Origin of the sequence: Streptomyces sp. MBT53, from assembly GCF_016654115.1 — a bacterium.
Taxonomy (GTDB): domain Bacteria; phylum Actinomycetota; class Actinomycetes; order Streptomycetales; family Streptomycetaceae; genus Streptomyces.
The window spans coordinates 1-6,837 of record NZ_JAEQAZ010000306.1 but is presented as its reverse complement, the minus strand read 5'-3'; the positions used below and the strand labels follow the sequence as shown (position 1 = coordinate 6,837).

At 70.1% G+C, this 6,837-nt stretch carries 6 protein-coding genes and 1 pseudogene; 2 read left to right on the top strand and 5 right to left on the bottom strand.

Going from position 1 to position 6,837, the window contains the following annotated elements; translation table 11 throughout:
* Nucleotides 1-96 (top strand): annotated as a pseudogene (locus tag JHN45_RS49025) (peptidase); the annotation flags it as partial.
* A gap of 91 nt (nucleotides 97-187) precedes the next feature.
* On the opposite strand, the gene JHN45_RS49020 reads toward JHN45_RS49025, so the two are convergent.
* Together JHN45_RS49020 and JHN45_RS49015 are read right to left on the bottom strand one after the other, a co-directional pair.
* Nucleotides 188-523: an SH3 domain-containing protein gene (locus JHN45_RS49020; RefSeq protein WP_374192832.1), complete on the bottom strand. Its 336-nt coding sequence runs from the start codon at nucleotides 521-523 to the stop codon at nucleotides 188-190.
* 25 nt (nucleotides 524-548) lie between these two features.
* On the bottom strand, nucleotides 549-869 hold the full coding sequence (locus tag JHN45_RS49015; RefSeq protein ID WP_200716954.1) for an SH3 domain-containing protein: 321 nt from the start codon (nucleotides 867-869) through the stop codon (nucleotides 549-551).
* Between the two features lie 182 nt (nucleotides 870-1,051).
* Here JHN45_RS49015 and JHN45_RS49010 point away from each other — a divergent pair, with 182 nt between their 5' ends.
* Nucleotides 1,052-3,163: a serine/threonine-protein kinase gene (locus JHN45_RS49010; RefSeq protein WP_201055961.1), complete on the top strand. Its 2,112-nt coding sequence runs from the start codon at nucleotides 1,052-1,054 to the stop codon at nucleotides 3,161-3,163.
* A 66-nt stretch (nucleotides 3,164-3,229) separates the two neighbouring features.
* Here the strand turns inward: JHN45_RS49010 and ilvD are convergent, their stop codons facing one another.
* From ilvD to JHN45_RS48995, 3 genes are all read right to left on the bottom strand, one after another.
* Nucleotides 3,230-5,083, bottom strand: a complete 1,854-nt coding sequence (gene ilvD / locus JHN45_RS49005; RefSeq protein WP_201055960.1) for a dihydroxy-acid dehydratase — start codon at nucleotides 5,081-5,083, stop codon at nucleotides 3,230-3,232.
* A gap of 143 nt (nucleotides 5,084-5,226) precedes the next feature.
* The gene (locus JHN45_RS49000) at nucleotides 5,227-5,832 is read right to left on the bottom strand and encodes a TetR/AcrR family transcriptional regulator (protein ID WP_200716957.1); all 606 of its coding nucleotides are present in this window, start codon (nucleotides 5,830-5,832) and stop codon (nucleotides 5,227-5,229) included.
* Nucleotides 5,829-6,653, bottom strand: coding sequence for a sugar phosphate isomerase/epimerase (locus JHN45_RS48995; RefSeq protein ID WP_200716958.1), 825 nt, complete (start codon nucleotides 6,651-6,653; stop codon nucleotides 5,829-5,831). Before JHN45_RS48995 ends, JHN45_RS49000 begins: the two co-directional genes overlap by 4 nt.
* Between the last annotated feature and the right edge of the window lie 184 nt (nucleotides 6,654-6,837).

Genomic DNA, 6,837 nt, shown 5'->3' with positions numbered 1-6,837 from the left:
ACGAACATCTGGGACAACATCAGCAACGGCGAGTTCGTCTCGGACGCGTACGTGAACACGGGCAGCGACGGCTACGTGGCCGACCGCTGCGCCTGAGCCCCGGGAGCCCGCGCCGGTGTCCTGGGTGCCGTTTTCGTCGCTCACGGGACGATTATGGCTCCGGGGCCGACGCGGGCTCCTTCGGGGCTCAGGCGCAGCGGTCGGCCACGTAGCCGTCGCTGCCCGTGTTCACGTACGCGTCCGAGACGAACTCGCCGTTGCTGATGTTGTCCCAGATGTTCGTCGTGCCGTAGGTGCCCGTGACCGTCGTCCCCGGTGTCTGGCAGTAGATCGGCACCTTGGAACCCCCAGGCAGGCTGCCGACGATGCTGTAGCCCGTGCCGGGACCATTGCGGACGTAGAGGGTGACGTTGGCCGTCGTGTAGGTCTGCACCGCGCTGGCGGTGACCGGTGAACCCATCACGAGAAGAAGGGCTCCGGCCGTGCCCGCGAGGAGGACGGATGCGCGTCTTCGGAATGTCACGAGTATCCCTTGGCCGGTGGTGGAGTCAGGAGCAGCGCGGGCGGACGTAGCCGTCGCTGCCGGTGTTCACATAGGCGTCGGAGATGTACTCGCCGTCGTCGATGTTGTCCCAGATGTTCGTCGTGCCGTAGTAGCCCGTCACCGTGGTGCCCGGCGTCTGGCAGTAGATCGGGACCTGGGAGCCCTCGGCCAGGACGCGAACGATGGTGTAACCGGTGCCGGGGCCGCTGCGGACGTTGACGCGGGTGTTGGGTGCGATGGAGTAGTAGTGCAGGGCCGCGGCCGCCGTCGTGACGGCTTCTGTCGTGTTCTCGCCCTCGGCCTCTGGTGCACGGTCAACAGACATGAAAAACCTCCCCCGTTGGACCCCATGACTGCCATGGGGCAACGATGATTCCCCTAAATCACGCCACGAAACACATGTGCGCAATTCGCACGCGGAGGTCAGCAAGCCGCCTCTGTCGCGTACGGGTCATCGACTAGGCTCCGTGCGTCGCGCGCGCGGACGATCAGCACGGGGGTGTACCCATGGCGCCACAGCGCAACACCGGAGCGGGCGCGGAAGCGGAACTTCCCGAGTACGCCGGTCACTACCGCCTGCAGTCGTGTCTGGGCTCCGGCGGCATGGGTGTGGTCCATCTCGCGCAGAGCACCTCCGGGATGAAGGTCGCCGTGAAGGTCGTCCACGCGGAGTTCGCCCAGGACCCCGAGTTCAGGGGGCGGTTCCGGCAGGAGGTGGCGGCGGCCCGGCGGGTCAGCGGGGCCTTCACCGCGCCGGTGGTCGACGCCGACCCGGAGGCCGAACGGCCGTGGATGGCGACGTCGTTCATCCCCGGGCCGACCCTGTCCGAGCATGTGAAGCGGAACGGGCCGATGGCGCCCGGCGAGCTGCGCCGGCTGATGGCGGGACTGGCCGAGGCGCTGCGTGACATCCACCGGGTCGGCGTCGTGCACCGGGACCTGAAGCCCAGCAATGTGCTGCTCGCCGAGGACGGGCCGAAGGTCATCGACTTCGGGATCTCACGGCCGAAAGACAGCGAACTCCGTACGGAAACGGGCAAGTTGATCGGCACGCCGCCGTTCATGGCACCGGAGCAGTTCCGGCGGCCCAGGGAGGTCGGGCCGGCGGCCGACATCTTCGCGCTCGGGTCCGTCCTGGTGCACGCGGCGACGGGGCGCGGTCCCTTCGACTCCGACAGCCCATACGTCGTCGCCTATCAAGTCGTCCATGACGAGCCGGACTTGGCCGGACTGCCGGAGAACATCGCGCCGCTCGTGCTGCGTTGCCTCGCCAAGGAGCCCGAGGACCGGCCCACGCCCGACGAGCTGATGCGTGAACTCCGGTCGGTTTCGGCCTCGTACGACACGCAGGCGTACATACCGGCGCAGCGGGCCGGGGTCACCCCCGTGTCGGAGCCCCCCGCGGCAGAACCCGAACAGCCTGAACAGGCCGGACGGCGGCGCGGGAGACGGTTGCGCAAGCGGGTCGCGCTCGGGGCGGGTGCGCTCGGGCTGGCCGCGATCGGCACGCTCGCCGCGCTCCAGTTGTCCGACGACAGCGACCCGGCGCCGAAGAGCGCCACTCCGCACACCACGCCCAGCGCCACGTTCGGCGGATGGCGGACGGCACCGGTCTCGAAGAAGAGCACACCCCAATGCTCTTACGGGGACGGGAAGTTGCTCTGCGCGCAGCCCGGCGTGGTGTTCGCGCTGGACCCGTCCGACGGCAGCCTGTTGTGGCGGCACGCCGTCGCCACGACGCAGCGGAGCGGGCCGCCGGTGCTGTCCGGCGGCCTGGTGCAGCCCTCGTTGGACACCGGGCGGCAGCTGGAGGCGCTCGATCCCGCCACGGGCAAGGCGCGTTGGCAGAAGACCGTCCCCGCGTACACCGGACTCGCGGACGCCGGCGGCATGCTCCTGCTCACCCATGCGGACGGGACGGTCACCGGTGTGGACGGCTCCTCGGGTGCCACGAAGTGGAGCCATCGGATTCCGGGCCAACCGGCGCCGTACTTCACCTCGTTCGAGGGTGACCCGGTGGCGTACGCGACGAACACGTCCGACGACGGGACGAGCACGCGGGTGACCGCGGTCGATCCGGACACGGGTGAGGTGAGCTGGGACGCGCGTCTGGACGGGACGTTGAAGCCCGTCGGCACGGCCGACGGGTCCGTCTTCCTTCTCTCGCTCGACTCGGTCTACAACTCCGCGAAGGCCGTGGTCCGTTACACCCCCGGAACCGGGACGGTGCGACGCGTGACGCTCCCCCTGGCGCTCGACCAGGGGCACGGGACCGTGCACGGGCATGTCGTGTACGTGATGGGGGCGGGCGGCTCGCTGGTGGCCGTGGACATGGACGCGCGCAAGCAGTTGTGGAGTCTGGAGACGGCCCTGGTGCGGGGTTCCACACCGGTCGCGGACGGGCGGCAGGTGTATGTCACCGCCGCGGACGGGCGGTTGCTCGCGGTGAACGCCCGCACGGGACGACTCGTCGGGCAGACACCCGCCCGTCTCGACTCCAACTCGGACCAGATCAGCGCGGCCCTGCCCGAACCCGTCGTAGCGGACAACCGCGTCTACGCCGCCGCCCCCGACGGCACGGTCTTCGCCGTCAACTCCCTTACGCCCGGGGCCTGGTAGCCGTAGCGAGGCAGCGAAAAAGGCCGCCCCCGTCGGAACGGAGGCGACCCCAGGAAGCTGTTGTGCCTAGCCGAGCTTGCTGACGTCCCGCACCGCGCCGCGGTCCGCGCTGGTGGCCATCGCGGCGTAGGCGCGCAGGGCGGCCGAGACCTTGCGCTCGCGCTGCTTCGGGGCGTAGCGGCCCTCCAGCGCGGCCTCGCGGCGGGCCAGCTCGGCGTCGTCGACGAGGAGTTCGATGGAGCGGTTCGGGATGTCGATGCGGATGCGGTCGCCGTCCTCGACGAGGGCGATGGTGCCGCCGGAGGCCGCCTCGGGGGACGCGTGGCCGATCGAGAGGCCCGAAGTGCCGCCGGAGAAGCGGCCGTCGGTGATCAGGGCGCAGGTCTTGCCGAGGCCGCGGCCCTTGAGGAAGGACGTCGGGTAGAGCATCTCCTGCATGCCCGGGCCGCCCTTGGGGCCCTCGTAGCGGATGACGACGACGTCGCCGTGCGTCACCTGCTTGTTGAGGATCTTCTCGACGGCCTCCTCCTGCGACTCGCAGACGACCGCCGGGCCCTCGAAGGTCCAGATGGACTCGTCGACGCCGGCGGTCTTCACAACGCAGCCGTCGACGGCCAGGTTGCCCTTGAGGACCGCGAGGCCGCCGTCCTTGGAGTAGGCGTGCTCGGCGGAGCGGATGCAGCCCTCGGCGGCGTCCTCGTCCAGCGCCTCCCAGCGCTCGGACTGGGAGAAGGCCTCGGAGGAGCGGACGCAACCGGGCGCCGCGTGCCACAGCTCCACCGCCTCCGGAGAGGGCGATCCCCCGCGCACGTCCCACGTCTTGAGCCAGTCCGCGAGGGACGGGCTGTGGACGGAGTGGACGTCCTCGTTCAGCAGGCCCGCGCGGTGCAGCTCGCCCAGGAGGGCGGGGATGCCGCCGGCGCGGTGCACGTCCTCCATGTAGTACGTGCGGTTCTTCGCGACGTTCGGGGCGACCTTGGCGAGGCACGGCACGCGGCGCGAGACCGCGTTGATCTCGTCCAGACCGAAGGAGACGCCCGCCTCCTGCGCCGCGGCCAGCAGGTGCAGGATCGTGTTGGTGGAGCCGCCCATCGCGATGTCGAGGGCCATGGCGTTCTCGAAGGCCGCGAAGGTGGCGACGTTGCGCGGCAGGACCGTCTCGTCGTCCTGCTCGTAGTAGCGGCGGGTGATGTCCATCACCGTGCGGGCCGCGTCCTGGTACAGGCCCTTGCGGGCGGTGTGCGTGGCGAGGACCGAGCCGTTGCCCGGCAGCGACAGGCCGATGGCCTCGGTCAGGCAGTTCATCGAGTTGGCGGTGAACATGCCGGAACAGGAGCCGCAGGTCGGACAGGCGTTCTCCTCGATGTTGAGGACGTCCGCGTCGGAGATGCTCTCGTTGGCCGCGTCGACCATCGCGTCGATCAGGTCCAGGGTGCGGACGGTGCCGTCCTGGAGCGTGGCGCGTCCGGCCTCCATGGGCCCGCCGGAGACGAAGACCGTAGGGATGTTGAGACGGAGCGCCGCCATCAGCATCCCCGGCGTGATCTTGTCGCAGTTGGAGATGCAGATCAGGGCGTCGGCGCAGTGCGCCTCGACCATGTACTCCACGCTGTCCGCGATCAGGTCGCGCGACGGCAGGCTGTAGAGCATGCCGCCATGCCCCATCGCGATGCCGTCGTCGACCGCGATCGTGTTGAACTCGCGCGGGATGCCCCCGGCCGCGGTGATCGCCTCGCTGACGATCCGGCCGACGGGCTGCAGGTGGGTGTGGCCGGGCACGAACTCGGTGAAGCTGTTCGCCACCGCGATGATCGGCTTCCGGCCGATGTCCGCACCGGGTACACCGGAGGCGCGCATAAGGGCGCGTGCGCCCGCCATGTTGCGGCCGTGGGTGACTGTACGGGACCTCAGCTCGGGCATCGTCGATCGCTCCTTCAGACAGATAGGGCTGCTAACGAGCGTACGCCGGTCATCCAGGGGTCGGACACGGTGTCCGTATTACGGGATGCCCATCTCGCCGCCAGGACGGCGTTACGGGACGCCTGTCTCGCCGTAGAACGCCGTCACGGCCCGGTCAGATGCCCCTGCACCACCGGCGCGATCCGCGCGATGATCTGTTCCGGATCGGCGGACGCCAGCGGCTCGACCTTGATCACATAGCGCAGCATCGCCGTCCCCACCAGCTGCGCGCCCGCGAGCTCGGCGCGCAGTTCCGCGTCCGGGACGTCCAGCTGGGCGGCGACCCGGCCCAGCACCTGGGCGACCACGAGCCGGCGGAAGACGGCCGCGGCGGCCTCGTTGTTGACGGCGGACCGGACGACCGCCAGCAGCGGCTTACGGGTGGCCGGGTTCTCCCAGACGCCGAAGATGAAGCGGGTCAGCCGCTCGCCGACGCCGTCCAGCGGCCCCTCGGCGACCGCGTCCGGCGCGTTCGCCGCCGGGGCGAAGGCGACCTCGATGGCCGCCTCGAAGACCTGCTCCTTGGTACCGAAGTAGTGGTGCACGAGCGCCGAGTCGACCCCGGCCGCCTTCGCGATCCCGCGCACGGACGTCTTCTCGTACCCCCGCTCGGAGAACTCCTCCCGGGCCGCGGCCAGGATGCGGTCGCGGGTGTCTGCGGATTCCGTACGAGGGGGCCGGCCCCGGCGCTTCGCGGTGGCGTCGGTCACCGCCGGGGCACCTTCACGGCCGAGGCCAGATGCAGCCGCGTGAAGGCGAGCGCCTCCGCGAGATCGGCCTCGCGTTCGGCGCCGGACATCGCGCGCCGGGTGTTGACCTCGATGACGACATGGCCGTCGAAGCCGGTCGTCGCAAGCCGTTCCAGCAGCTCGGCACAGGGCTGGGTGCCGCGCCCCGGGACGAGGTGCTCGTCCTTGTTCGAGCCGTTGCCGTCCGCGAGATGGACATGACCGAGACGATCACCCATCCGCTCGATCATCTCGGTCGCGTCGGTGCGGGCGGTCGCGGTGTGGCTGAGGTCGATCGTGAAGTGCCGGTAGTCGTCCTGCGTGACGTCCCACTCGGGGGCGTAGGCGAGCATCTCGCGGTCGCGGTAGCGCCACGGGTACATGTTCTCTACGGCGAACCGCACATCCGTCTCGTTCGCCATCCGCCAGATCCCGCTGACGAAGTCCCGCGCGTACTGGCGCTGCCAGCGGAACGGCGGATGCACCACGACCGTGCTCGCGCCGAGCTTCTCGGCGGCGGCCTGGGCACGCTGGAGCTTGATCCACGGGTCGGTCGACCACACCCGCTGCGTGATGAGCAGGCACGGCGCGTGCACGGCGAGGATCGGGACCTGGTGATAGTCACTGAGTCTGCGCAGCGCCTCGATGTCCTGGCTGACCGGGTCGGTCCACACCATGACCTCGACGCCGTCGTAACCGAGGCGCGCGGCGATCTCGAAGGCCGTCGCCGTCGACTCCGGATACACGGACGCCGTGGACAGCGCGACCTTCGCATCCGGGATGCGCACGACTGGTTCTGCCACGGAGGACAGACTACGGGGCGGCGCTTTGCGCGGGGGAGCCGGTTGCTGTGCCCGCCCTGTGCGGGGTACGGCAACCGGCCATCTCCGACGCGGGGGTGCGTTGTGGCGATACTTCATGCGGATCTCATACGTCGGCTGCGGGGTGGGTGTTCAGCAGGGGCAGGCGTGGGGGGAGTTGGGCGGC

Excerpts from the sequence above, each read along its gene's own strand:
- JHN45_RS49015 (WP_200716954.1), bottom strand. The coding sequence starts at position 869 with ATGTCTGTTGACCGTGCACCAGAGGCCGAGGGCGAGAACACGACAGAA.
- ilvD (WP_201055960.1), bottom strand. The coding sequence starts at position 5,083 with ATGCCCGAGCTGAGGTCCCGTACAGTCACCCACGGCCGCAACATGGCG.
- JHN45_RS49010 (WP_201055961.1), top strand. The coding sequence starts at position 1,052 with ATGGCGCCACAGCGCAACACCGGAGCGGGCGCGGAAGCGGAACTTCCC.